General features: G+C 39.9%; 30 protein-coding genes. 5 read left to right on the forward strand and 25 right to left on the reverse strand.

Features of this window, described 5'->3' with window-relative positions:
• Positions 1-666 (reverse strand): cache domain-containing protein (locus KMHG_RS14345; RefSeq protein ID WP_010290523.1); only part of this gene is annotated, 666 nt, incomplete at its 3' end.
• A gap of 300 nt (positions 667-966) precedes the next feature.
• On the opposite strand from KMHG_RS14345, the gene KMHG_RS14350 reads away from it, so the two are divergent.
• Positions 967-1,623 (forward strand): TVP38/TMEM64 family protein, encoded by a 657-nt coding sequence (locus tag KMHG_RS14350; protein WP_010290524.1) that lies wholly within the window; start codon positions 967-969, stop codon positions 1,621-1,623.
• Positions 1,624-1,917: 294 nt separating this feature from the next.
• Here the strand turns inward: KMHG_RS14350 and KMHG_RS19710 are convergent, their stop codons facing one another.
• Positions 1,918-2,739: a methyl-accepting chemotaxis protein gene (locus KMHG_RS19710; RefSeq protein ID WP_010290527.1), complete on the reverse strand. Its 822-nt coding sequence runs from the start codon at positions 2,737-2,739 to the stop codon at positions 1,918-1,920.
• A 190-nt stretch (positions 2,740-2,929) separates the two neighbouring features.
• Entirely contained in the window at positions 2,930-3,634 is a 705-nt protein-coding gene (locus KMHG_RS14360) for an N-acetylmuramoyl-L-alanine amidase (RefSeq protein WP_010290529.1), read from the reverse strand.
• Positions 3,635-3,728: 94 nt separating this feature from the next.
• On the opposite strand from KMHG_RS14360, the gene KMHG_RS14365 reads away from it, so the two are divergent.
• From KMHG_RS14365 to KMHG_RS14375, 3 genes are all read left to right on the forward strand, one after another.
• Positions 3,729-4,034 carry an MCP four helix bundle domain-containing protein gene (locus tag KMHG_RS14365; RefSeq protein WP_010290530.1) on the forward strand — a complete coding sequence of 102 codons (306 nt, stop codon included), beginning with the start codon at positions 3,729-3,731 and terminating at the stop codon, positions 4,032-4,034.
• A 160-nt stretch (positions 4,035-4,194) separates the two neighbouring features.
• Positions 4,195-4,740, forward strand: a complete 546-nt coding sequence (locus tag KMHG_RS14370; protein WP_010290532.1) for a hypothetical protein — start codon at positions 4,195-4,197, stop codon at positions 4,738-4,740.
• 123 nt (positions 4,741-4,863) lie between these two features.
• The gene (locus KMHG_RS14375; protein ID WP_010290533.1) at positions 4,864-5,265 is read left to right on the forward strand and encodes a hypothetical protein; all 402 of its coding nucleotides are present in this window, start codon (positions 4,864-4,866) and stop codon (positions 5,263-5,265) included.
• 46 nt (positions 5,266-5,311) lie between these two features.
• Here the strand turns inward: KMHG_RS14375 and rlmH are convergent, their stop codons facing one another.
• The 16 genes from rlmH to rpsF form a co-directional block, all read right to left on the reverse strand.
• Positions 5,312-5,791 (reverse strand): 23S rRNA (pseudouridine(1915)-N(3))-methyltransferase RlmH, encoded by a 480-nt coding sequence (gene rlmH, locus KMHG_RS14380; protein WP_010290535.1) that lies wholly within the window; start codon positions 5,789-5,791, stop codon positions 5,312-5,314.
• A gap of 93 nt (positions 5,792-5,884) precedes the next feature.
• On the reverse strand, positions 5,885-6,049 hold the full coding sequence (locus KMHG_RS18880; RefSeq protein WP_010290536.1) for a CxxH/CxxC protein: 165 nt from the start codon (positions 6,047-6,049) through the stop codon (positions 5,885-5,887).
• Positions 6,050-6,165: 116 nt separating this feature from the next.
• Entirely contained in the window at positions 6,166-7,419 is a 1,254-nt protein-coding gene (locus KMHG_RS14390; protein WP_010290538.1) for a S1C family serine protease, read from the reverse strand.
• A gap of 159 nt (positions 7,420-7,578) precedes the next feature.
• A complete protein-coding gene (locus KMHG_RS14395; protein ID WP_010290539.1) occupies positions 7,579-8,367 on the reverse strand; it encodes an MBL fold metallo-hydrolase in 789 nt (262 codons plus the stop codon).
• 12 nt (positions 8,368-8,379) lie between these two features.
• Positions 8,380-9,216, reverse strand: coding sequence for a two-component system regulatory protein YycI (locus KMHG_RS14400; RefSeq protein ID WP_010290540.1), 837 nt, complete (start codon positions 9,214-9,216; stop codon positions 8,380-8,382).
• On the reverse strand, positions 9,216-10,580 hold the full coding sequence (locus KMHG_RS14405; RefSeq protein ID WP_147608247.1) for a YycH family regulatory protein: 1,365 nt from the start codon (positions 10,578-10,580) through the stop codon (positions 9,216-9,218). The genes KMHG_RS14400 and KMHG_RS14405 overlap by 1 nt, the downstream gene beginning before the upstream one ends.
• Complete coding sequence (gene walK / locus KMHG_RS14410) at positions 10,580-12,406, reverse strand: cell wall metabolism sensor histidine kinase WalK (protein ID WP_010290544.1); 1,827 nt, start codon at positions 12,404-12,406, stop codon at positions 10,580-10,582. The genes KMHG_RS14405 and walK overlap by 1 nt, the downstream gene beginning before the upstream one ends.
• A 6-nt stretch (positions 12,407-12,412) precedes the next feature.
• The gene (gene yycF / locus KMHG_RS14415) at positions 12,413-13,123 is read right to left on the reverse strand and encodes a response regulator YycF (RefSeq protein WP_010290545.1); all 711 of its coding nucleotides are present in this window, start codon (positions 13,121-13,123) and stop codon (positions 12,413-12,415) included.
• A 349-nt stretch (positions 13,124-13,472) separates the two neighbouring features.
• Positions 13,473-14,762 carry an adenylosuccinate synthase gene (locus KMHG_RS14420; RefSeq protein WP_010290546.1) on the reverse strand — a complete coding sequence of 430 codons (1,290 nt, stop codon included), beginning with the start codon at positions 14,760-14,762 and terminating at the stop codon, positions 13,473-13,475.
• 155 nt (positions 14,763-14,917) lie between these two features.
• Positions 14,918-16,267 carry a replicative DNA helicase gene (dnaB, locus tag KMHG_RS14425; protein WP_010290549.1) on the reverse strand — a complete coding sequence of 450 codons (1,350 nt, stop codon included), beginning with the start codon at positions 16,265-16,267 and terminating at the stop codon, positions 14,918-14,920.
• A 15-nt stretch (positions 16,268-16,282) separates the two neighbouring features.
• Complete coding sequence (gene rplI, locus KMHG_RS14430) at positions 16,283-16,732, reverse strand: 50S ribosomal protein L9 (protein ID WP_010290550.1); 450 nt, start codon at positions 16,730-16,732, stop codon at positions 16,283-16,285.
• Entirely contained in the window at positions 16,732-18,705 is a 1,974-nt protein-coding gene (locus KMHG_RS14435) for a DHH family phosphoesterase (protein WP_010290552.1), read from the reverse strand. The genes rplI and KMHG_RS14435 overlap by 1 nt, the downstream gene beginning before the upstream one ends.
• 11 nt (positions 18,706-18,716) lie before the next feature.
• A complete protein-coding gene (locus tag KMHG_RS14440; RefSeq protein ID WP_010290554.1) occupies positions 18,717-19,670 on the reverse strand; it encodes a YybS family protein in 954 nt (317 codons plus the stop codon).
• A 191-nt stretch (positions 19,671-19,861) separates the two neighbouring features.
• Positions 19,862-20,101, reverse strand: a complete 240-nt coding sequence (gene rpsR / locus KMHG_RS14445; protein WP_187116288.1) for a 30S ribosomal protein S18 — start codon at positions 20,099-20,101, stop codon at positions 19,862-19,864.
• Positions 20,102-20,122: 21 nt separating this feature from the next.
• A complete protein-coding gene (locus KMHG_RS14450; protein WP_010290560.1) occupies positions 20,123-20,698 on the reverse strand; it encodes a single-stranded DNA-binding protein in 576 nt (191 codons plus the stop codon).
• Positions 20,699-20,739: 41 nt separating this feature from the next.
• Complete coding sequence (rpsF, locus tag KMHG_RS14455; protein WP_010290562.1) at positions 20,740-21,027, reverse strand: 30S ribosomal protein S6; 288 nt, start codon at positions 21,025-21,027, stop codon at positions 20,740-20,742.
• Positions 21,028-21,202: 175 nt separating this feature from the next.
• Between rpsF and KMHG_RS14460 the strand changes: the two genes are divergently transcribed.
• Positions 21,203-21,775, forward strand: coding sequence for a DUF3267 domain-containing protein (locus KMHG_RS14460; RefSeq protein ID WP_010290563.1), 573 nt, complete (start codon positions 21,203-21,205; stop codon positions 21,773-21,775).
• A 105-nt stretch (positions 21,776-21,880) separates the two neighbouring features.
• On the opposite strand, the gene ychF is transcribed toward KMHG_RS14460, so the two are convergent.
• From ychF to rsmG, 6 genes are all read right to left on the reverse strand, one after another.
• On the reverse strand, positions 21,881-22,981 hold the full coding sequence (gene ychF / locus KMHG_RS14465) for a redox-regulated ATPase YchF (RefSeq protein WP_010290564.1): 1,101 nt from the start codon (positions 22,979-22,981) through the stop codon (positions 21,881-21,883).
• 77 nt (positions 22,982-23,058) lie between these two features.
• Positions 23,059-23,256, reverse strand: coding sequence for a DUF951 domain-containing protein (locus tag KMHG_RS14470; RefSeq protein WP_010290575.1), 198 nt, complete (start codon positions 23,254-23,256; stop codon positions 23,059-23,061).
• Positions 23,256-24,158, reverse strand: a complete 903-nt coding sequence (locus KMHG_RS14475) for a mechanosensitive ion channel family protein (RefSeq protein ID WP_026022129.1) — start codon at positions 24,156-24,158, stop codon at positions 23,256-23,258. The genes KMHG_RS14470 and KMHG_RS14475 overlap by 1 nt, the downstream gene beginning before the upstream one ends.
• A gap of 137 nt (positions 24,159-24,295) precedes the next feature.
• On the reverse strand, positions 24,296-25,108 hold the full coding sequence (locus tag KMHG_RS14480) for a ParB/RepB/Spo0J family partition protein (RefSeq protein WP_010290577.1): 813 nt from the start codon (positions 25,106-25,108) through the stop codon (positions 24,296-24,298).
• A gap of 60 nt (positions 25,109-25,168) precedes the next feature.
• Positions 25,169-26,023 (reverse strand): nucleoid occlusion protein, encoded by an 855-nt coding sequence (noc, locus tag KMHG_RS14485; protein WP_010290578.1) that lies wholly within the window; start codon positions 26,021-26,023, stop codon positions 25,169-25,171.
• Positions 26,024-26,145: 122 nt separating this feature from the next.
• On the reverse strand, positions 26,146-26,862 hold the full coding sequence (gene rsmG / locus KMHG_RS14490; RefSeq protein ID WP_010290579.1) for a 16S rRNA (guanine(527)-N(7))-methyltransferase RsmG: 717 nt from the start codon (positions 26,860-26,862) through the stop codon (positions 26,146-26,148).
• Positions 26,863-26,894: the final 32 nt, after the last annotated feature.

The raw sequence follows: 26,894 nt of genomic DNA on the forward strand, positions 1-26,894 counted from the left end.
GCTAAAGTCCGTCATCGATTTACCTTGGTCATAATCTGGGTGGTATAATACGTTTCCATCTTTATCTAATACGAAGGCATACCCTTCGTCACCAATTTTAATATCTGACACGATATCTTCAATAAAGTCTAAATCTAAATCAATCGTCACAATCCCACGACCATTTTTCAACTCTTGTGATACACCGACGATTTGTTTACCTGTAATCGCATCTTTATAAGGATCGGTAACAACGATTTGTCCGTTTGCGGCTTTTGCGGCCTTATACCAATCACGTTCATTGGCATCATAATCTTTTGCGAGCTTCAAATGCTCTGAAGAATATAGCTTTTTGTCACCATCAAATGCAACATGTAAACCGAGTACCCCTTTAACGCCACTAGCACGCTGCTCTAATAAATTTTCAAGTACTTCTTTTTGTTTATCCGTTCTGGCAACGGTCACATCTTTGGCCGTGTTTTCAACGAGTGTCATCGGCGTTTGTAAATAGTTATCGATAAACGAATTTAGAAACTCTACTTTTTGAGCAGTTTCACGTTGTAAAATGTCTTTCACTTCATTTTTAAACAAGTTAATCGTTACGACTGTTGAAGACATCATCATCAAAGCAATGACGATGGCCATCAACGTAATGAGTTTTGTACGTATAGAAAGCTTTTTAAACATCCAACCATCCTTTTTGTTAATTGTATAACTTGTCTATCTTAAAATTTTTTTACATGTACATTCAACGTAATTAGACTAATATTACTATTTGTTGATGAAAATAAAGAGAATATAGACTTTATTTAACACTATAAAATATCATATTTCAGCACTTATATAATACATTTTTTGGTATAATTAATATTTTAAGGTTGTTATATTTACGCTATCTACGCACACGATTTTACATTGATTGTTAAAAAGGCATATAATACTTAACGCATTCAATTTTTTAAACTAATGTATTTAGGAGTTTTATAGATGAAAAACCCTCAACTGTGGATCCGCATCGGTTGCTATGTTGGGTGTATTTTAGCCATTTTATATGTATTGTACGCAAGTGGTTTTACCCTCAATGATTTAAACCCCGAAACGATTCAAAAACTTGCTCATCATAATACGCAGCTCGTCTTACTCATCATGCTGATTGTGATGTGCCTTCAAAATTTATTTACATTCATTCCATTAATTCTCGTCATCACCGTCAACATTACGTTGTTTGGCTTTTGGGAAGGCTATCTATATAGTGCGCTATGTAGTGTCATTGGTAGCACACTGATCTTCTTATCGATTCGTTATTTTTTCCGAGATATGCATATCGAAAAGCTGAAAAAGTATGAAGCGAAACTTGCAAAGAACGGTTTTTTATTCGTCTTATCAGGCCGCATTTTACCGTTTATGCCGACAAATTTGATTAATATTTTATCTGGGTTAAGTGCGATGAAGCTATGGCATTTCGTCATTGCAACAGCACTCGGTAATCTTATTTATGGACTTGTCCTCGCCTCTCTTTCATACGGTATCATTTCTGCAGCACACCACCGTTTCATCTGGTGGATACTTAGCATAATCGTCGTCGTATTCATTGCGATCCGTTTATGGAAAAAAAGAAAACAATCGAAAGCGTCATTGAACTGAACCCGGAATAGTGGACACTTAAAAAAAGTGAACCTATTCGGGGTTTTTCTATTTTCATCACTAGAAATTCCCATTATACGGACTTTACGATTTAAGAAATAGCGTATAAATCATTACAACCATACAAGAAAGCAATGGACATTAAAAAAGATGACTCCGGCAAGTTACCGAAGTCATCTCATTGTAGCCTAAGAAAAAGCTACATCGTTTTTTATTAAACTGTCTACAAAATAGGGTTCAGTTCAGTCACTCAATGGGCCATTCTTTTTTATCTTCTATTTATCAGTACTACGTTTACAATTTCGTTGCGAGTTTGTGCAATTGTTCAGAAAGCAATTCAATATTCGCCATTGAATTCGTTACGTGATCAATGGCTTGTTGCTGTGTTTGTCCATTCGCTGCAAGCTGTTCAATTGACGTTGCCATTTGCGCTGTAACCGTTGAAATTTGATTCATCGTCGAACGCACTTGATCGGCGAATGAAATCGTTTCTTTTGAAAACTTACGAATTTCTTCAGCGACGACGGCAAAGCCTCGGCCTTGTTCACCTGCACGCGCTGCTTCAATCGCTGCATTTAATCCGAGTAAATTCGTTTGGTCTGCAATACGTTTAATCATCGATAATACGTCTGTTGTCTTCGCAACATTTTGTTCTGCGAGTTTTGAGTAGTCATTCAGCGCTGTCGAAGCAGTGTTCATCATCGTTACTCCGTTTGAAATAGACGATATCTCATCTGTAGCGTCTGTTAAAGAATCCATTAAATGCATCGCAATATCTCTAAGTTCTGTTTGTTTGCGTAATTGTATCGCTAAGCCTCCGATTACAAGTCCGTTTTTATTTTTTATCGGTTGTGCGACACCCGTAAACTCAAACCCGTAAAATTCTTTCGGCACGTCTGACTGTAATCGTCTGTTCGTTTTCAAAGCTACTGCTAGCGGTTCTTCTGCATTTAACGGTTGGAACGGTTGAATGTGCAAATTCAAATCATTTGCAGGGAAGTACGCTAAAAATTTTTCTTTATCACAAATACCAATCGACATATCAATCGGCATTGCACGTTTTAAAATCGGGATCGTCTCGATTAACTGTTGTAAGATCTCGTCATGTGCGATCACGTTTTTTACCACCTTTCAGTTGTACTACATTATTTTTATGGAAAAACATTGAAAATACAATACAAATTAGGAAGTAAAATTACCAACTATTGAGCGAAATTACGACCGTAAGAACTTTTTACGTAAAAAATTAATAGAACTTTATAACTTACACAAAAAAGAGAATCGTTTGAACAACGATTCTCCCTTCTTATTTGACCGTTTTTTGAATGCCACGTACCATGCCACTTACTAATTTTCGTTGGTAGCTTTTCTTACTTAATTTTCGATCTTCTGTCGGATTCGACATGAATCCCACTTCTACTAAAACGACCGGTGTTTTTGACCAGTTAAAGCCACTTAAATCATTACGCGCCATTAAACCGGTGCCGTAACCTTTTTTCGCTTTCGTTTTTTTAATGAGCTGCTTCATCATCACTTTCGCCGTCTTTTTACTTTTTTTATTGATTGCTTTCGTTTTGCTGTTGCTCGGATATAACACTGTTAATCCTTGAGTCGCACGATTTGTACTACCGTCTGCATGAATACGCACCGTTAAATCTGCTTTCTTTTGATTGCAGTAAGTCGCACGTTGCACATTCGTAATGTTGACGTTATTTTTCGTACGCGTCATACACACTTTATAACCTTTTTTCTTTAACGATTTTTTCAATTTCAATCCTAATTCGAGCGTTAATTGATATTCTGGCTTTTTCGTCACAACGCCAGCTGTTCCCGATGACACTTTCGTTTTTCGAATCGAAGACCCAGGCGCAATTGGCTCTGTACCTAAGTTTTGATGACGCTGATGCCCTGGGTCAATACAAATCGTTCCTTTTGATTTTGCAGAAACATCGCTCGTATTCGCGATGAAGAAACATACTACCACAACGAACATCGCTATCCATTTTTTCATCTATACACCTTCTCTTAATGACTTTTTCTTCCTATAAAATAAGACTTTCACATTATACTAGAGTCCTTTCAAGAAAAAAAGACAACTGTCGAAAATGAACACGAACTACGATTACTTAATCGAAGATCGTGCACATAAGGTCATTGAAGCATCAAAAATTCAAAATGCTACGTCACTACAAGGATTGTATATTCGCTCTTACGTATTACGTAAAGACAAAGACGATTTATCATCACTTTATTCACAACGCGAAACCGTTACAGATACTTTAAATAAAATCGAGCCACTGTTTAAAACACCTGAAATGCAAAAAGCCGACGAACACAAATTTGTATTCGTCGGCTTTTTTATTGGTTTAAATCGAGTAGGTGTTCGTAGAAATCTTTTCGTATTGGAATAAGGCAATTGAATGATTGTTCTTTTAAACATGACCTAATATTAAAGGTCTTATTCGATCCATTTCCATTATTTTAATCTTAAAATACCTTTTATTTTACTTTTTTTAACATAAAATGCATTACTTTTTGTACAATAAAGAAAATTTGAAAGGTGTGACAAAGATGAAAAAAACGATGTTAAAAATAGCTTGTATCGCTATGACAAGCATTCCCGTATTAACGACTTTAACGACGACTGGTGAAGCAAAAACAGCTGCCCAAACAGAAGTAGCAAACTTTAAAAAATATGCGAAAAACGAAAAAATTTTATATGGTAATGGCACAAAACTAAGTGATACGTATAAAGTCGCTTCAAAAAAACTCGGCAAGCCTTTATCAAAAGGTAAAACAGTCAAACAAGATTTTTATTATGCTAATCGCTATACGTATAAAAACAATATTACAATCGAATACGTACGATTCGATAAAAAAGAAAAACTCGAAAATGCAATGATCGGTATTGTAGAAGGTCAGTTTAAACAAAAAATTACGTATAAAGATTTAAAAGCAGGTCTACCAGATTTATTTGCTTCTAAAACAACTCTTTTTTATTCAGCACATTATTCACAATTAGGATACGACCTATTCCCAGCACAAAAGCTAACAACGAAAAATCCATTAAAATCATCAACCGTTATTAAAAGCTATCGTTTTATTGGCTTCCAGTAACGATAAAGAAAGACCGATTTTCTATCATAGAAAATCGGTCTTTTTTGTGAGATGAAATGGCGTGATTGATGAAACCTTTTATCGTTTCAACCTGTAAATAAATGATTGGAAGAAGTTCTACATATGTCTGATATTTATATTACTTTAGGCTACGCGATTGTTGGATTCATTATTTTAATTCCTACAATTTATCATTTTATAAAGAAAAAACGATCTCACAAAGATTTTTATTTCGTTGTCATTTCATGTGTCGGTTTCTTATTATTAGCCATATATTTGTTCACGATTAGCGTCATTGATATTTTCAATTTTCATGTAGGAAATTTATCGACAGCTGAAGGTAACTGCGAAATTTATTATTTTGAACCGAGCGCTAGAGATGGCGGTCGTTATGAAATATGGATTGATGACCTCGGTTTAATTGCTGATATTGACGACTTCTCTTACTTAAAAGAAGAAACAATTTATTGTAAGGTTACTTATTTAAAAGCAACTTCCACTCTCATTGATATAGAATTTAAATAACAAAAAAAACGTTGAGCGTCCATCTCAACGTTTTTTTATTTGGCAATTATTTATGATACGGTTCATTTTTCATAATTCTAAAACTACGATAAATTTGTTCGACGAGCACAAGTTTCATTAATTGGTGTGGCAGCGTCATTTTCCCGAATGATAATAAATCGTTTGCGCGGCTTAATACATCATCATGTAAACCGAGTGAACCGCCGATGACAAAAACGATTTTGCTTTGACCGTACGTCATGCAATTTTCGATATCTTTTGCCATCTGTTCAGATGAACGCATTTTGCCGTTAATTGCTAGCGCGATGACGTGTGCATCGTGAGGAATTTTCGCTAAAATACGTTCGCCCTCTTTTTTCTTCACGATGTCCATTTCTGCATCGCTTAGTTGCTCTGGTGCTTTTTCGTCGGGTACTTCGACTAAATCGATTTTTGTGTAGCCATTTAATCGCTTCACATATTCTTCAATACCCATTTTTAAATATTTCTCTTTTAATTTCCCAACCGAAATGATTGTCACGCTCACGGCGATTTCCTCCTCCATTTTGCCTGTTAATTATCTGAGTTATCCACAGAATTCTGAAAGTTATCCACAGGCTATACTACATGTTGTAGGGGCTCATTTGTTCGCCACAATATATGTTGCTTGCGCGTCACAATAGTCGCATTTATGTGTTTCTTTTTCCACATCTTCCACTTTATCCATAATTGGAAAATCTTTCTCATTCGCAACAAACATGTCTAGGGCGTGTCCTGCGTGGTCTTCACAGCTATAAATTTTCATTGTACTGCTCCTTTTTCGCTAACTGTATTTTCTTGTTCATTTTAGCAAACAAAAAGTGGATAGAAAAGCGAAGTACTCGTTTTCTATCCACTGAGTTATCCACATGTTGTGGATTGCTAGTTTGCTTTTAAGTTACCTGTTAGTGTTAATGTCTTATTAATTATTTCCCCGTTGCGATATGCTTTTACTTTTAATTCATCGCCAACTTTTTTATTGTTGTATAAAACTTGGCGAAGTGCAATCGCATCATCGATTTTTTTACCGTCAATTTCAACGATAACATCATATTTTTCTAAACCGGCTTTCGCTGCAGCTGTACCGCTTTCAACGCTCGTAATAACAACGCCTGATTTCACATCAGATGGTAAGTTTAATTCACTTTGTTGGTAGTAAGACGGTACGCTTTCTAAATCTGCAAGTGTCACACCCATTGATGGACGTTCAACTTTACCGTTTTGTTCAAGCTGTTTAATAATCGATGTCACTGTTTGACTCGGAATCGCAAAGCCGATACCTTCTACAGATTCGTCGCTATTAGAAATTTTCATTGAGTTAATACCGATGACTTGGCCCGCTAAGTTAATCAGCGCACCACCTGAGTTACCAGGGTTGATCGCTGCGTCTGTTTGAATAACTTCTGCGTTCCAGTCAGGTGTACCGTTTTCGTCTAAATCAACCGGTACAGAACGATCTAAGCCTGAAACAACACCTGTTGTGACAGAACCGTAATAATCTAGGCCAAGTGGGTTACCGATAGCGATAACTGATTCACCTTTTTTCAATGTTTCTGAGTCACCGAACGATGCGACTGTTTTTACATCTTTACTAGAAATAGAAATAACCGCTAAGTCCGTCCAAATGTCTGTACCGACAAGTTTTGCGTCTACTTTCGTGCCATCTGCTAGTTTCACTTCTAATTTATCTGCGCCATCGACAACGTGATTGTTTGTGACGATATACGCTGTATTGCCTTCTGTTTTGTAAATAACGCCTGAACCAGTACCTGCTTCTTGTGCGATATTTGTATCTTCTTGTTGATTGTTATTAAAAGAACCGCCAAATGGGAATGAACCCCATAAGTCTTCTTGCGTTTTTTGTAAGTTCACAACGCCGACAACCGCGTCGTTTACTTTTTCAACCGCTTCGGTCGTTGCTGTTGAAATGTCCGTTGAAACGGTTACTGGATCTGTTTTAGATACTTGTGTTGAACCGGCTAAGTTCGTTGATGGACTCGTCGTGTTTGGCACGATTAACCAAACGAGTAATGCACCGACAATCACCCCGATTAAACCGGATAAAAACAACCCTAATTTACCGCCTTTTTTTTGGCGACGTGGTGGTTGGTTCGGTTGTTCATCGTAATATCCCATATGAATGACCTCCTGTAATTTGTTGTTACATTTAGTGTAGCCGCCGAACATGAAAATTAGATGAAAATTGCGTAAAAATTTCATTGTCGTTCGTCAGCATATCAATGTACTGTTCCTTTTTTGAAGCACAAAAAAACCTCCACTGTGGGAGGCTTTTCGTTAAACGAGCACGAGTGGCGTCGGATTTTCGGCATCTGTATCGTGTAAGTGTAAAAACTCACCTGGTCGAATACCGCATGATTCCAACGTTTGTGACACGCTCATGCGTGCGAGCTCTTTCATATTGTTATCTTTACTTAAATGCGCTAAATAAATTTGCGTTTGCTTCTCAGCGACGACTTCACTCATCGCGACAGCCGCATCTTCATTGCTGACGTGACCGACGTCGCTTAAAATACGACGTTTAATTTTCCAAGGGTACGGTCCCATTTGCAACATGCCAACATCATGATTACTTTCAAAAACGTAAGCATCTGCAGCGGCAATCGTCCCTTTCATACGATCACTGACGTAGCCCGTATCAGTCATGACAACGAGTTTACGACCATCTTCATGGAATGTGTAAAACATTGGCTCTGCGGCGTCGTGTGACACGCCAAACGATTGAATGTCGAGTGAACCGAATGATTTCACTTCATCCATCTTCCATTCAAAGCGTTGTTCAAGTGGCACGTTGCCAATTAGAGGATTCATCGCGTCCCATGTTTTAGCATTAGCGTAAATCGGGATATTGTATTTACGTGCAAGGACACCAACACCCTTAATATGATCTGAGTGCTCATGCGTCACTAAAATACCATCTAGTTGTTTCGCCTCTCGATCAATTTGTTTGAATAACGCATCCATCTTTTTGCCGGTTAATCCCGCATCGACGATAAATGCATGTTGGCCATTTTCAACGTAAATTGAATTGCCCGTACTTCCACTTGCTAAAACACTAAACTTCATCGCTCTAACTCCTTAATCACGTTCAATTTGTTTTTTATTGTCCTGCATGTCGATGTACTGACCATCGACGGCGTTCGCATTGACAAATAAATCGACTTCTTTCATTTTACCATCTTCTACTTGAACTTCCACATGAATACGCCAAGTTGGTGATAATACACGCGTTTCTGTCAGCGGTACGAGCGTTGAATAACCGAGCTCTGCTGATTTTACGTGCGCATACTCTGGTAAATAGCCTTTTTCAAATAACGTTTTTACCGCTTGATTCGCACTAATTAACGTATTTTCTTCGCCAAATGTCGTTAAGTTTTTGAACGCAGTTTGGACGTAGCCTGTCACTTCATTTTCTTCATTCCACATCACTTTAATATACGCACTTTCATTATAGAAAATCGTATGTTTTTGAATCGTTTGGAAGAAAATCGCGATGCGTTTTTCTTTGTCAATTGAAAACAGTTTATATACCGCTCCATTCGGCGCATACGTTTCAACGAATGTCGATAACGTCGTATTTGTCACTTTTTGAAGTGGATACGGTGTTTTTAACGTACTTTGCAGCGTTAATCCACCGTTCATCGTATAGTTGAACGTTTGCGTATCGGTAAGCCCAACTGTATCCGTCTCATCGAATGTTTTCGTCTTCCCAGAAATATAAGCGATTTCTTTGACGTCCGTTGGCAATGGATCGACTTTAATATGTGATGCTTTTAATTCATCTTCAATGTTCGTCTGACCGAGCACTTCTACTTTTTTTCCTTCGTTGTAGCTATTCACATACATCGAATATAAAAAGACATTTAAAATCGAAAAGACGATAATGAAAATTGTCTTCGTTTTATTCCAATCCATTACAGTCCACCTCCCGCCATCGCAACTTCAGGTGCTACAGTCATCCACGTATCACCGATTTTATAAAACCATGTCGGTTCTAATGTGAAAACAACAGTTGAGCTATCATCACGAGGTTTAAAGGACATGCTGTAGCCAAGGCGTAAGTCTTCAATTTTCATATGTGGTACTTCTTTATCGAGTACGAGCATCGTGTAAACTTGTTGTGCCGTTTTTAATTTCACAGGCTTGCTACTTTCATCCGCCGGCAAGTTTTCTAGTTGATAGTATGGTCGACTATAGCGTGAAATCATGCCGTTCGCAATTTTGACATCAAGCGTTGTCGATGTCGTTTGCGTCGATGCTTCGACTGGAAGACCGGACATGAATAATTTATAAACGACTTTTTGGTCGCTATAATTTACGCTTTCGTAACGATAATCGTTCGTGAACGCACCATGCTCATTTAAAAAGCCAAGTGTAACGTCGATTAAATGTGATTTTGAAATATGTTCATCACTTTCACTGACGATATTCGAGAAGTTCAGCGTATATTGATTGCTGTAAACAGTCATGACAGAACGGTCATCTGAATATTTATCGATACCCGTTGCTTCATCTTGACTCGTTTTTACGATTTTCGGGTTCGTAAACAATGCATTTTTAAATGCTGTCACTTTACCGTCAACGTTGCGTGAGAAGTATTGCTGTTTCGTTAGTGTTGGTTTTGCTTTCGGTACATATAGTTTACGTGACGCTTCCGTTTCTAATACGATATAGCGATCGAATTTTTTCATCGTGCTTAACGCATGTTTGATGAAACGTTGCGGTTGTTTCACATGTAACTTTCCACTATATAATTCATTTGTTTCTGGCGCTGAGAAATAAACGTCGATTTCGTTATCGTTTATTTCATCTTCACTTAACGGTTTTAATAAAATCGTGATTTGTGAAAACTCTATGCCAGATACTTTTTTATTCACAGTCGGTAATACGCTTTGGAAAATAGCCATCGGCACGTCATCTGAAAATTGTAGCGTCAGCGTATCATGAGAAGCCATGAGCTCCGACATTTTATCGTAAGACAGCTTTTCACTTACTAATGTTAAGTCAGACACTTGCGACTGTTTTAACATACTATAGAGCGCATCTATATCGTTCGGGTCAGTTGTACCACGGAAAGTGTCATTGATATGTCCAATAAGCTTATACGGCTTCACAGCTTGCGAAATCGTATGCTTATCGTCAATTTGAACGTTCATCAGTTTCGTTCGATCGATAACTTCATATTTCGGACTGTATGACCAAATCGAAAACGTCAGCGTAATACTGAGCAACACTAAAATAATTAACACGACAGTTTTAATGCTTTCAATATATTTCATCAAGCCCATTCATCCTCCTCATCATCTAAATCATAAGGCAATGTGAAGAAGACCGATGTTCCTTTTCCTTCGATACTTTCCGCCCAAATTTTCCCGTTATGCGCGATAATCATTTCACGAGAAATGGCGAGACCAAGTCCGGTACCACCCATTGAACGCGCGCGAGCACGGTCAACACGATAGAAGCGGTCGAAAATACGATCGACTTGTTCTTTCGGTATCCCCATCCCCGTATCTTTAATTTCAACGAGTAGTTCGCCATCATTAGCCGTTACCGTAAAGCGGATGCTACCGCCATCTGGTGAATACTTTTGCGCATTCGAAATGATGTTGTCGATAACTTGTGTAATTTTATCAGTATCGATTTCCACATATAATGGCGTCGTTGGTAATTCGCGAATGAACGCAATTTCTTTCGATTTTGCCATTTCAAAGCGGTCGATAATGCGATTGAAAAACTTCACAAAATCAACGAAGTCTGTATTAAGTTCGTATTCGCGACTATCCATACGAGACAATTGCAGTAAATCCGTCACGAGACGAATCATACGCTCCGTCTCAGTAGACGCGACACTTAAAAATTGATTGGCAAGCGCTGGTTCGTTAATCGCACCGTCTGCAAGCGCTTCTAAATAGCTGCGCATCGTCGTCAGTGGTGTACGAAGCTCATGCGATACGTTCGATACGAAATCGCGGCGCTCCATTTCGATTTTTTCTTGTTCGGTAATGTCGTGCAAAACGGTAATTAAACCGTTGACGAAGCCTGTCTCCTTCTGAATGACAGAGAACGTTGCACGCCAAATATAGGGCTGTTCATACGTACTGAAATCTAAGTTAACGGATTCTTGCATATGAATGAGGTCTTCAAACGTATACTGTTCATCTAATCCTAGAACTGTCGTTAATGAACGTCCCATTAATTCGTTTTGTTCACTATTTAATAATTTTTGTGCTGGGTCATTAATTAAAATGATACGGCCTTTACGGTCTGTCGCGATCACGCCATCGGTCATATTCGTTAATACCGATGCGAGTTTACGACGTTCCCCTTCTGTCGTCGACTGTGCTTCTTGTAGTCGATTCGTCAAATGGTTAAACGCCACAGCGAGTTGGCCAATTTCATCATCACCGTACACTTTTACTTTGCGCGAATAGTTACCTTTCGCCATCGCCTGTGCTTGGCGGCGCATGTCAGAAATTGGCTTCGTAATCGTTTTCGAGATGAAAATACCGAGCACCATCGTAATAAATAGCGCCAGTGCGGTACCGCCCGCTAAAATTTTATTAATCGTATTCATTTGGTCGAATACAGCTTCAATATTCGCTTGCACGTAAAGCGTACCGATTACTTTGCCGCCTGATTGAATCGGCTTCGCAACAACCCATACGCGTTTACCTGTTTGCTTGTTGAGCGCGATTTTCACCGCCTGCGTTGCCGAGTTTAATGCGGATTGTACGATGGCATCGCTCGACCGCTGCCCAACGCTCGATTGATTGTTTTCATCGCTCGTCGCTAAAATGCGTGAGTGTGAACTAATGACTTGTACTTCAGCAATGTCATCTGAAGACAAGCCGTTAATAATGTTATGCAAATTTTCTTCGAGCTTCGTTTCATCTTCATTCTGCCCTTTATTCATCTCTTCTTTAACACTAAACTCGACAATTTTTAACCGATCTAAAATTGATGTTTCAAAGTTTGTTTTCAATGTCGCTTCTAGTTTATTCGCAAAGTAGAGACCCATAATTTGCATTGCAATGATAATTAAAAGCATATAAATCAGTACAAGTTTCATTTGCACTGATTTATAGAATCTCACTTTTTGCATTGGCTCCTACTCCTGTTCAGGGTTTCTTAAATAGTAACCGACGCCACGACGTGTGACGATCCATGCTGGGTGACTTGGGTTATCTTCAATTTTTTCACGCAGGCGACGAATCGTTACGTCGACTGTACGTACGTCACCGAAGTAGTCGTAGCCCCATACTGTTTGTAATAAATGTTCGCGTGTCATTACTTGGCCGATGTGGCGCGCTAAATAATGTAGCAGCTCAAACTCACGGTGTGTCAACTCAATCGTTTCGTCGCGTTTTAGTACTAAGTACGCGTCTGGTTGAATCGTTAATGAGCCAACAACGATATCGTTACTTTCTTCGACTTCTTCTTCCGGTTGTGCCACTGTTTGGTGACGGCGCATATTCGCTTTTACACGCGCGATTAATTCACGTGTACTGAATGGTTTCGTCACGTAGTCATCGGCGCCAAGTTCTAAACCTAGCACTTTATCAATTTCTGAATCTTTCGCTGTCAGCATAATAATTGGAATATCGTATTTTTTACGTACCTCACGACATACTTCCATACCGTCGCGTTTCGGTAACATAATATCTAATAGCATTAAATCTGGTTGTACTTCTTCTACTTTCTCTAATGCTTCTTCCCCGTCGTATGCACATACGACTTTGTAGCCTTCTTTAATTAAGTTAAATTGTAAAATATCTGCAATCGGTTTTTCGTCATCTACGACTAAAATTGTTTTTTCCAAATGAATTCTTCCTTTCAAAATGTGATTCTATATTAAACGATTGTTCATAATTTTAATAGGAATGACTAAAGATTCCATTCCTCTATTTTAACGTATCATAAAATTTGAAGCTAGTTTACTGATTTTACATAGTTGTAACGTACTTGATAAAGAAGTATCAGTTAAAAGACATTTATGACATAAAAAAGCACCCGCCTTTGCCGAGCGGGTGCTTTTTCTGCAATTATTTTGTACGTTATTGAAACGCTCTCTACTCGTAAAAGTAGTGGAGCAATAGTACCTATTTCAGTCTTACTTATACTTCGATAATAGAGGAAATTTTAAACAATTGCAATATTTAAAATGTCGATTAGTTATCCCAAACGTTTACTAATACGTTTGTTTGGTCACGGTCTGGACCTACTGAGAATGTAGCGATTTCGATACCAGTTAATTCACTTACGCGTTTCACGTAGTTACGAGCGTTTTCTGGAAGATCTTCTAAGCGACGTACGCCTGTAATATCTTCTTCCCAACCAGGAAGTTCTTCGTAGATTGGTTTACATTGTTCAATGATGTGAAGATTTGCAGGGTATTCTGTGATACGTTCACCGTTGTAATCATATGCTACACAGATTTTAACTGTATCAAGACCTGTTAATACATCGATTGAGTTAAGTGCTAAATCTGTAATACCAGAAACACGACGAGAGTGACGTACAACTACTGAGTCAAACCAACCAACACGGCGTGGACGACCAGTTGTTGTACCATATTCGCGACCTACTTCACGGATTTGGTGACCTACTTCGTCAAATAATTCTGTTGGGAATGGGCCATCACCTACACGAGAAGTGTATGCTTTTGATACACCGATTACGCGTGTAACAGCTGAAGGTCCGATACCAGTACCAGTTGTAACACCACCCGCTACTGGGTTAGAAGATGTTACGTATGGGTAAGTACCGTGGTCAACGTCTAATAATACGCCTTGTGCGCCTTCGAATAATACTTTGCCGCCTTCGTCGATGACGTCGTTTAATACTTTAGAAGTATCTGTTACATATTTTGCAATTTCTTGGCCGTAAGCGTAGAATTTTTCGAAAATGTCGTCGAATTTTAAGCCTTCTACTTCATAGAATTTTGTGAATAGACGGTTTTTCATTTCTAAGTTAGAACGTAATTTTTGTTCGAAAACATCTTTGTCTAAAAGATCTGCAACACGGATACCAATACGTTGTACTTTATCTGTGTAACATGGACCGATACCTTTACATGTTGTACCGATTTTAGCGTCGCCACGAGATTCTTCATCTACTTTATCTTGGTAAACATGGTAAGGAAGGATTACGTGTGCACGGTTAGAGATACGTAGGTTAGAAGTATCGATACCGCGGTCTTGTAAACCTTTTAGTTCTTTTACTAAAGATTCTGGGTTGATAACCATACCGTTACCCATTACTGAAGTTTTATCGCTATAGAAAATACCTGATGGGATCAAGTGTAATTTATAAGTTTCGCCTTCGAATTGAATTGTGTGTCCAGCATTGTCGCCACCTGAGTAACGTGCAATCGCGTCTGCTTGTTTAGATAGGAAGTCGGTAATTTTACCTTTACCTTCATCTCCCCATTGTGTTCCTACTACTACAACTGATGTCATTTAATCAGCACCTCCGTCAGGCAATTCATATATGCCCTGATTCAAACAGACTTATTGTACCAACCAAAATGGTAATAGTCAACCAAATTCATCAAAAAACACGAACAAGTTGCTGAGGTCAGACAACAATGTTCGTGTTTTACATCAAATTTTTATTAATATGCTTGTGGTGCTTGCTGTGACCAGTCGACACTCACAAACTTATTAAATTCCTTTTTGAATGCAAGTTTAACGGTATCCGTCGGGCCGTTACGTTGTTTTGCGACGATAATTTCAATCGTGTTCGCATCTTCTGTTTCTTTATCGTAGTAGTCTTCACGATAAAGGAACGCAACGATATCGGCATCTTGCTCGATCGAACCAGATTCACGTAAGTCACTCATCATCGGACGCTTATCTTGACGTTGTTCAACGCCACGTGATAATTGCGACAGTGCAATGACTGGTACTTCTAGTTCACGAGCAAGCCCTTTTAATGCACGAGAAATATCCGATACTTCTTGTTGACGGTTTTGACCAGATTTCCCTGGCCCTTGGATCAATTGAAGGTAATCGATTAAAATCATGCCAAGGCCATGCTCTTGTTTAAGACGACGACATTTTGCGCGAATATCATTTACACGAATACCGGCAGAATCATCAATGTAAATGCCTGCACGTGACAGCGTTCCCATCGCAAGCGTTAACTTGCTCCAGTCTTCTGTCGTCAGTGCACCTGTACGTAATACTTGCGCGTCGATATTGCCTTCCGCACAAAGCATACGCATGACAAGTTGTTCAGCGCCCATCTCCAGTGAGAAGATGGCGACGTTTTCGTCCGTTTTCGTGCCGACCGCTTGTGCGACGTTTAACGCGAAAGCCGTTTTACCGACAGATGGACGAGCTGCAACGATAATTAAATCACCACGTTGGAAGCCTGCTGTTAAGCGGTCTAAATCGCGGAAGCCCGTTGGAATGCCTGTGACATCACCTTTACGGTTTTGCAATTGTTCAACGTGGTCATACGTTTCGACTAAAACACCTTTAATATGTTTAAAGTCGCTCGAATTTTTGCGCGACGCTACTTCCATGATTTGCTTTTCAGCTTCGCCGAGTAACTCAGCAACTTCATCTTCACGCGTATAGCCATCTTCAACGATTTTTGTAGCGGTACGGATTAAGCGACGTAGCACCGATTTTTCCGCAACGATATTCGCATAAAAAGTGACATTCGCTGCAGTCGGTACGGCGCTCGCAATTTCCGTAATGTACGTAATACCACCGACATCGTCGAGCAGATTTTTATTCGCTAGCTCTTCAGCTACCGTAATCGTATCAATCGCTTTACGCTGATCATTTAACGTCTGCATCGTTTCAAAGATGATTTTATGTGCAGAATGATAAAAGTCTTCTGGCACTAATACCTCTGATGCCGTCACAAGTGCTTGTGGCTCTAAGAAAATAGCCCCGATAACGGATTGCTCCGCCTCTTGGTTATGAGGCATGACGCGGTCCATTTCGTTCATACGCGATGCTCCTTTTTACGCTTCTTCTGCAACGTGTACTTTAAGCTCTGCTGTAACTTCGTGGTGTAATTTTACGTTCACTTTTGTTACGCCTAGTGTACGGATCGCATCTTTTAAATCCATTTTACGTTTATCGATTTTAATGCCGTGATCCTTTTGCAGTTGTTCAGCGATTTGTTTTGATGTGATTGAACCGAATAAGCGACCGTCTTTACCTGGTTTTGCTTTTAGTTCAACTGTTAAACCTTCTAGTTTTGTTTTTAAGTTTTTCGCGTCGATTAGCTCTTGTTTTGCAGCTTCTTCAGCGCGTTTATTGTTAGCGCGTAATTTTGCCATTTCAGCAGGTGTTGCTTCTACGGCTTTCTTTTGTTTTAGTAAAACGTTACGTGCGTATCCGTCAGATACTTCTTTCACTTCACCTTTTTTACCTTTACCTTTTACGTCTTCTAAGAAAATAACTTTCATTACTTTGAGCTCCCCTCTATTACGTGATCGATTGCGACTTTCAAACGTTGAATCGTCTCATCGATCGTATCAGCTTCTAATTGGCACGCCGCATTCGTTAAATGGCCACCGCCGCCTAGCTCTTCCATGACGAGCTGTACGTTGATGTCACCAAGCGAACGTGCCGAGATGCCGATACGACCGTCTGCGCGATGCGCGATGACGAACGACGCTGAAATGCCTTGCATTGACAATAAAATGTCGGCTGTTTGCGCAATCAATACTGAATTGTATACTTTTGTGCCTTCCCCGTGTGCAATCGCGATCGTGTCATGGTACATGTCGGCTGTCTCAATAATTTTCGAGCGCGCGATATACGTGTCCATATCTTCCTTCAGCATATTTTGCACGAGTACAGTATCTGCACCGTTAATGCGTAAATAAGACGCCGCCTCGAACGTTCGAGCACCGGTACGTAACGTGAAACTTTTCGTATCGACGATAATCCCTGCAAGGAGGGCAGTTGCTTCTAACATAGTTAGTTTATCATTTTTCGGCTGATATTCTAGTAGTTCCGTTACAAGCTCTGCCGTTGATGAAGCATAAGGCTCCATATAGACAAGCATCGGCTTGTTGACGAATTCTTCACCGCGACGATGGTGGTCAATGACGACGACTTTTTCCGTACGCTCTAATAAGCGGTCATCAATCGTCATCGACGGTTTATGCGTATCGACGATCACAAGTAACGACTTATCCGTCATTCGTTCTAACGCTTGTTCTGGCGTTAAAAACTTATCGTATAAATCCGACTTCTCTTTCACGACTTTCATTAAACGTGTGATGCTGTTGTCGATGTTATCAAAGTCGATCACCACGTAGCCATTAATGTTGTTCATCGACGCCATTTTACGCACACCAATCGACGCACCAATTGCGTCCATATCCGGCATTTTATGACCCATGACGAACACTTGATCACTATCTTGAATTAAATCACGCAGCGCATGTGAAATGACACGTGCACGCACGCGCGTACGTTTTTCGACTGGGTTCGTTTTCCCGCCGTAAAACTTCACTTTACCGTCTGGTTGTTTAATCGCTACTTGGTCACCACCACGACCGAGTACGAGGTCTAAACTTGATTGTGCAAGTTCTCCTAGTTCGACGAGTGACGGTGAACCAGCACCGATACCGATACTTAATGTTAGTGGTAAGCTTTGCTGCGCTGTTTCTTCGCGGATTTCATCTAAAATCGCAAATTTCTTTTTCTCAAGCTTTTGAAGGATCGACTCGTTCATAATGGCGATAAAGCGATCGGTATTCGTACGCTTGATGAAAATGTCATTGACGTTGCTCCATTTATTAATGATCGACGTTACGAGCGCATTCGTTTGGCTACGATGCTGGTCGTCCATGTTTTCCGTTAAGTCATCATAATTGTCGATAAATAAAATACCGACAACTGTGCGGTCATCATAATACAGTTCTTCAATTTCAACTTGTTCGGTAATATCAAAGAAGTATAAGAGCTTTTCATTTCGTTTGTAGCGCGTTTGATATTGACGATCGCGAATCGTAATCGTCATTTCATTGAAATCATCATGTTTTACGAAGCCATTCAGTTCTTCCGAAATATCGACTAAGCTTTTGCCGACAAGTGTATCTGCCTGCATCACTTTGCGCATAAACGGATTGGCCCACTCTACCTCGTAATGGTCATTAATTAAAATAACCCCGATTGGCATTTGTAAGAGCGCCTCTTCCCCGACTTCTTTTAACCTATAAGATAAAAGTTCGATATGCTTTTCCGTTTGCTCATACGTATCTTTTTCCGCTTTAAAGGCAATCGATAAAATAATGATCATCACGACGCCGTAAATTGCGCCGACGATCGGATAAAGCATCACGATTGTAACGATGCTAACGACTGTTAATAGCGATAAAATAATGAGCGGATAGCGTACCGGCCTCTTTCTAAATAGAGTATCCAAAATATCAACTCCTATTTCTTCGTCTCACCAGTAATGAATCCACGCACATTGAACCCTAAATCAATAAGGCCAATAAGCGACACGAATTGCATCAGTGGAATGGCAATAATCACCGCGATCACTGCCACACCTTTTGGCATGTTCTTTTCGTGTAGGAAATAAAAAATGAGCGATAGTCCTTGTAATGCCAGTAGCATTGATAGTACTAAAGACAAGTTTAAAATTGCTACATAAAAATATGTACCCTCTTCTGGTTTTACAAATAACGATAATGCTAAAACAATTAGATAATACCATAAAATGGAACGAGGTAATTGCATTAGACGAAACGGTTTAAATTTTGGTACATCTAGTTTAAAACGTTTTAATAGTGGTAAATTGATCGACAAAATAATAAACGTAATCGTTAATACACAAAAAACGATGACAGATGGCATCGTATACGTGACCGATTTTTCCATCATGTCGAATTGCGTCTCGAATTGTTGCATTTGCGCTTCCGATAAATTAGCTTCTACCATCATTTTACGCGTTAAGTTCATTGATTGCTCAAATGAATCAAGACCCACTTGTAAAATGTTCATATTCATCAGTTTCGCAAAAGCTGTGTAAACGATACCGAATGTAATAAGTGTTGCACCACTTGTTGCTAAAAACATTGCGAGCTTACTTTTCTTTTTACGAATCATAATCCCTATCACGAGACCGATAAGCGCAAAAATAAAGGCAGCCGGCAATGCGGCAAAACCGCCACCGACGATAAACGATAGGGCAATGGCCACGATCGTTGCAGCGATCGACGAACTTAGTTGATACTTCGCACTATACCAAGCGAGTGGCAATGGGAGTACCCAAATCGCCACGATATAAAGCATTGGAATATACGTCGATGCCGCTAATAATACCGTAAAGATGGCTACCATCATCGCGCCATGCGTAAGGCGACGCGTACTATTTTCTGGCATGTTGAACCTTCCTTTTTAAGAGAAACTTTTTAATATTTCATCTTTCCATTGTAACATGTTTCATAGTCGCTCACAAAAAATGGCCGAGCGATCAAACTGTACAAATGCATGTATGAAACGGCACGATTGAACCGTTTTAGATAAACAAAAAACGACTAGACAAAAGTCTAGTCGTTTATATAAGCCTAAGCTTATTTTTCTTCAGCTACGAATGGAAGTAAAGCCATTACACGTGCAGTTTTGATAGCTAGAGTTAATTTACGTTGGTATTTAGCGCTAGTACCAGTTACGCGACGTGGTAAGATTTTGCCTCGTTCTGAGATGAATTTTTTTAGTAAATCAGCATCTTTATAATCAATGTGTTTGATGTTGTTAGATGTGAAGTAACAAACTTTACGGCGTTTGCGGCCTCCTCGACGTGGTGCCATGATCAATTTCCCTCCTTCTTAAATTTAGAATGGTAGATCGTCTTCAGAAACGTCAAGCTTCGAGTTATCGTTGCTTGGTGCTGCAAAAGGATCTTCATTCATGTTTGTATAGTTTTGATTAGTTGGCTGATTCTGTTGATAAGATGGTTGTTGATAACCGCCTTGTTGAGAATTACCGAACTGGTTGCCCCCAAACTGGTTGCCGCCATTGTAAGACTGTTGTTGGAATCCGCCTTGTTGTTGGAATCCGCCTTGGCCTTGTTGATAATTGCTGTTAGCGTTTTTCGGTTCTAGGAACTGAACGTTATCAGCGATCACCTCTGTCGTGTAGACACGTTTACCGTCTTGCCCTTCATAACTACCTGTTTGGATACGTCCTTGAACGCCCGCAAGGCTTCCTTTGTGCAAGAATTGTGCACAGTTTTCAGCTTGTTTGCGCCAAACTACGATATTAATGAAGTCCGCTTGTCTTTCACCATTTTGGCTAGAGAACGGGCGATTTACAGCAAGTGTAAAACGAGCTACAGCAACACCAGATTGTGTCTGGCGAAGTTCAGGGTCCTTCGTTAAACGACCGACTAATACGACATTATTAATCATCAGAATACAACCTCCTTACATTTATATATTACAACTGATTATTAAGCTTCTTCACGTACAGCGATGTGACGGATGATGTCTTCGCTGATGTTAGCAAGACGAGTGTATTCGTTGATTGCTTCAGTTGGAGCAACAACTTTCATGATTTGGTAGAAACCTTCACGGAAGTCGTTGATTTCGTAAGCAAGACGACGTTTACCCCACTCTTTTGATTCAGTAAGTTCAGCACCGTTAGAAGTTAAGATTTCATTGAAACGTTCAACTAAAGCTTTTTTAGCTTCTTCTTCGATGTTTGGACGAATGATGTACATTAATTCGTATTTACGCATTGTTATTTGCACCTCCTTATGGACTTTGGCCTACCTACCTTCAGATAGGCAAGGAGAGTTAGTATCGAGTACTACTCACATCTTTAAATATTAACATAACGGCTCATGTTATTCAACGATTATTATTCGCTATTTTAGGTCTATTTTGCGATACTATCGATAAGGAGGTGCCGACATGGGAGAGCCTACGAAATTTGCCGTAATTGAGCTTGATTTACATCAAATTAGCAAACAAAATATCCAGTTCACAATTATCGGCTCCATCGTTTTACTCGGTTTATATGCATTGATCTACGGCTTACATATCCATATTTCTTGGACGCTTTTACGCGACTTTACGTTATTTGCAATTGGCTATTGTGCGCTTATCGTCCTTCACGAAATGTGTCATTTAATTGGTTTCGTGTTGTTCGGACGCGTCCCGCTTCGTACATTAAAGTACGGCTTAAATTTAAAAATGGGCGTCGCGTACGCCACAACGACCGAACTACTGCCAAATAGCGTTATGCGAAAAGCGTTGTTGCTGCCATTTTGGGTAACAGGCGTCGTGCCGGCACTAATCGGTTTTTGGCTAGAGAGTCCGATGCTCGTCCTACTCGGTGCGTGGCTTATTGCTGGTGCTGTCGGCGACTTTGCGATGTATGCGGGGCTACTTAAATATCCGAAGCATTGTCTTGTGAAAGACGATGAAACATACCCGCGCCTGCACTTGTATACGACAAACCCGCTAGAAAAGAAATCAGCGTAATCCGTTAAAAATGGGCAGCGACTCCTAATGGAAAAGCGTCCGCTAAATATATAAATCATAAAAAAAGGTGAACCGCATCGAGCGATTCACCTCTTTTTTTGGATGTTATACGTTGAATAAAAATTCCATAACGTCGCCATCTTTCACGACATATTCTTTACCTTCAAGACGTAAGCGACCTGCTTCTTTCGCAGCTGTTTTAGAACCGTATTCAACTAAGTCTTCGAATGAAACTGTTTCTGCACGAATAAAGCCTCGTTCGAAGTCAGAGTGGATTATGCCGGCACATTGTGGTGCTTTCATACCTTTACGGAAAGTCCAAGCGCGTACTTCTTGTACACCTGCAGTGAAGTAAGTTGCTAAACCTAGTAAGCTGTATGCTGCTTTGATTAGTTTATCAAGACCTGACTCTTCAATGCCTAGTTCTTCTAAGAACATCGCTTTTTCTTCGTCATCAAGTTGAGCGATTTCTTCTTCGATTTTTGCACATACGACGATTACTTCTGCGCCTTCTTTTGCAGCGTATTCGCGTACTTGTTTTACGTATTCGTTGTCTTCTGCGTTTGCAACTTCATCTTCAGAAACGTTTGCTACGTATAGTGCTGGTTTAAGTGTTAACAGGCTTAAACCTTTGATGATTTTTTTCTCTTCATCATCTAAATCAACAGAGCGTGCTGGCATTTCGTTTGCGAATGCTTCTTTCACTTTTTCAAGTACAGCCGCTTCAGCCATTGATTCTTTATCTTTTTGTTTCGCAAGTTTGCTTACTTTTGCGTAACGTTTATCGACAGATTCTAAGTCAGCTAAAATTAACTCTAAGTTGATGACTTCGATGTCGCTAATTGGATCTACTTTACCCGCAACGTGTGTGATGTTTTCATCTTCGAAGCAACGTACAACTTGTGTAATCGCATCTACTTCACGAATGTGAGATAAGAATTTGTTTCCTAAACCTTCACCTTGGCTTGCGCCTTTTACGATACCCGCGATATCTGTAAATTCGAATGAAGTCGGTACAGTTTTTTTCGGTTCTACTAGTTCAGTTAATTTATCTAAACGAGCGTCTGGCACTTCTACAATTCCTACGTTCGGGTCGATTGTTGCGAAAGGATAGTTCGCTGCAAGTGCGCCTGCTTTTGTAATTGCGTTAAATAATGTCGATTTACCAACGTTAGGTAAACCTACGATACCGGCTGTTAAAGCCATGTTCATCCACAACCTTTCAAATTGTTCATAACGTGTTTAACCTGTTTATTATAATTTTTCAGCACGTAAAAGTCTATTTATTGTTCAGGTGCTGCAATGAGCACTTTCTTTAATTTCTTTTCAAATTCACGACGAGGAATGAGCACACTATGCTGGCATCCTGTACATTTAATGCGGATGTCTGCGCCTAAACGAATAATCTTCCATGCATTCGTACCACACGGATGCTGTTTTTTCATTTCGACGACATCATTTAAATTATATGTCTTGTCCATTATTCTTCGCCCTCCTCTGATACGGCATGCGCCTCACGTTCGTAAATCATCATTTTCGGATACGGAATGTCGATACCGTTTTCGTCAAATAACTGTTTCACGTCGCGACGAATTTTACGTGATACCGCAAAATGTTGCATCGGTAATGTTTCGACAGAAATACGTAACGTTACTTCTGCACCGACGACGCTTTGAACGCCGAGTAATGTCGGTGTTTCCACGATCATATCCATTTCAGACGGTAATGTCACTAAATAGTTTTCAATGAGTTGTTCCGCCTTCGCGATATCTGAGCTATATGCCACACTCACGTCAATAATCGCAACAGAGTTGTTGATCGAATAGTTCACGACTTCGGTAATCGTACCATTTGGCACAATGTTAATTTCCCCAGCCGCACCTTTAATTTTCGTCGTACGTAAACCAATTTCTAACACAGTACCTTCAACAGCCGTTAATTTAATGTAGTCCCCAACACCGAATTGGTCTTCAAAAATGATGAAAAATCCGGTAATGACGTCTTTTACTAAACTTTGTGCACCGAAACCGATTGCTAAACCGACAACCCCAGCACCGGCGATTAAACCGGTAACGTTAATGCCGACGATTGATAAACAAGCGACTCCTGCAATGAAGTAAACGACGTAGGCGACAATACTTTTTAATAGGCGAAGCACTGTACGATAACGACGTTCTGTATTGTAACCCGTTTGGATTTTATCGTTCAAACCCATACGGAGCGTAAAAGCTTTCGTAATCGCTGCACGCGCAATACGGACGATGAGCATCGCACCGACGAGAATGCAGACGATTTTCAATGCGCCAATGCCGAGTGCACTCCACATTTTTTCGTCCATGATTTCATTCATAAGCATATCGTAGCCCTTTTGCAAAATACTCAAGCTCCTCTTTATCATATTGAAAACAGCCATCTACAAAAACGTAAATAGCTGTTTTATCTAACACTCATTATAGTCAAAACGAATTCGAATTTCGATTTATTTCGCTGTGATTTTAAAGAACGGACATAATTGACCGATTACGCTTCATCAATTTTTAAAAGTTGTAAAATACGTGCTAAATCTTCGTCAGAGAAAAAGTCGATTTCGATTTTTCCTTTGTTTTTAGACGCTGTAATTGAGACGTTCGTTCCGAAATGGTCGCGCAACGTCGCGGCCGTTTCTTCGAAGTATAAATGTTGAATGCTTTTTTTCGTTGTCACACGTGAAACATCTTCGTTTAATTTGTGGACGTAGCTTTCAAGTTTACGCACGTTCATTTGCTCATCGACGACTTTTTTCGCGATAAGTGGAATAATTTTTTTACGTTTAATACCGATGAGCGCGCGGCCATGTCCCATTGAGAGTTCACCGCGGTCAAGCATTTGTTGCACGTCTTCAGGTAATGTTAATAGGCGCACGTGGTTTGCAATATACGAACGGCTTTTACCGAGTCGTTCCGCAAGCATTTCTTGCGTCAAGTCGAGTGTATCCATCAATTTACGGTACGACTCCGCTTCTTCAATCGGCGTTAAATCTTCGCGTTGTAAATTTTCGAGCGTTGCGAGTTCCATCATTTCGCGGTCATTGTAGTTGCGTACGACTGCAGGAATATGGGCAATCAACGCTTTTTTCGTCGCGCGGAATCGACGTTCACCAGCGACGATTTCGTAAAAATTACCGGCGTGGCGTAAAATAATCGGTTGTAAAATCCCATGTGCTTGAATCGACTGTGATAGTTCATTGAGCGCCTCTTCATTAAAAATGCGACGCGGTTGGAATGGGTTCGGTCGGATTTTACGAACTGGAATGAGCTCGACTTTATCTTGGTCTGATACGTTTACTATGTCCATGACGATCTTCCTTTCATGAAAAAATCTCGCGAATGCGAGATTTTCAAAATTAAAATAAGGCTATTTCGATTTCTTTTTCGGAATGCGAACAGTGACTTGGAAATAGTCATCATTTTCTTCTTCGGTCGTGTCGATATCAATGCCATTATCATGAATGACTGACACCGATTCACGAATTGTATTTAACGCTAAACGAACGTCGCGATGCACAATGCGGCGAACGCGTTTTTTCTTCGGTTTTTTCGGTGTCGCTGTTAGCTGTTCAATACGTTGCTCCAACTGACGGACGTTGTAATCTTTTTCAAGTGTCTCATGAAATAAAACACGCTGCAAAGCCGGGTCTTTTAGCGGAATTAATGCGCGTGCATGTCGCTCTGAAATTTGACGATGTAAAATCGCATCTTGCACTTCTTCAGGCAGCTTTAACAATCGTAATTTATTCGCAATCGTCGACTGACCTTTCCCGAGACGCTCTGCAAGTGCACCTTGCGTCAAGTTGTGCATTTTCAATAACGACTCATACGCATGCGCTTCTTCAATCGCTGTTAATTCTTCGCGCTGTAAGTTTTCAATGAGGGCAATCGATGCCGTTTCTTGTTCGCTCATTTCTCGAATAATGACCGGTGCTTCCGTCCAGTTTAACGATTGCATTGCACGGTATCGACGCTCTCCTGCAATAATTTCAAATGTATCGTGTTCGACTTCTCGCACGACGATCGGTTGAATGACACCATGAGAAGCGATCGTTTGTGCCAGTTCGGCAAGCTTGGCGCTGTCAAAAATCGTTCGTGGCTGATAGCGATTCGGATGAATTTGATCGATTGGCAATTGCACAACGGTTTCATGATTTTTGGCTGAGGCTATCTCCTCTGCTTTCTCACTCGATCCAAAAAAACGTGAAAAAGCACTTTTCATTTCGAGCACCACCTTTTTCGATATTTGCTAATTCTATTATAGTGAATTTCCATCAAAAATACATGACTAACTACGGAAAAAGAAAAAGCTGTGCAAAAAGTTATGCACAGCTTTATCCACAATTATTGAATTGGTGATTTGTTCGGAATACCCGGTTTACGAGGGTATTTTTTCGGCGTCGGTTTTACTTTATCAAAAGCAAAAATAACGCGATCGCTTTCTTCAACAGGAAGTAAGAAGCGGAACTCTTGACGTAACTTCACACCAAGTGTCGTTAATGCTTTTTTCGCATCTTTCAGCTCATCTTCACCGCTTGCTGCTTTCATCGCAACGAACTTGCCGCCTTCTTTCACAAGTGGCACGCATAGCTCAGATAAAACAGACATACGCGCAACGGCACGTGCTGTTACTAAATCGAATTGTTCACGATACTGCGGGTTGCGACCGAAGTCTTCCGCACGTGAGTGAACGAAATTCATATTTGTAAGTCCTAGTTCTGTGCTTAAGTGGTTTAAAAATTGGATACGTTTGTTTAAAGAATCCACAATCGTAATGTGTAAATGTGGATAACAAATTTTAATTGGGATACTTGGGAAGCCAGCACCAGCGCCAACATCACAAAGTGTCGTTACGTTATTGAAATCAACATAAAATGCAGCGCTAATTGAATCGTAGAAATGTTTTAAATACACAGATTCTAAATCTGTAATCGCTGTTAAGTTCATTTTTTCGTTCCATTCAACTAATGTTTCAAAATATGTTTTGAACTGATTCATTTGTTCTGTTGATAACTCAATGCCTTTTTCTTTTAAGGCGTCGAAAAATTGCTGTTCGTTCATCGTTTTCTCCTTTATCCACAAAGTCATCCACA

The organism is Kurthia massiliensis (assembly GCF_000285555.1).
Lineage (GTDB): Bacteria > Bacillota > Bacilli > Bacillales_A > Planococcaceae > Kurthia > Kurthia massiliensis.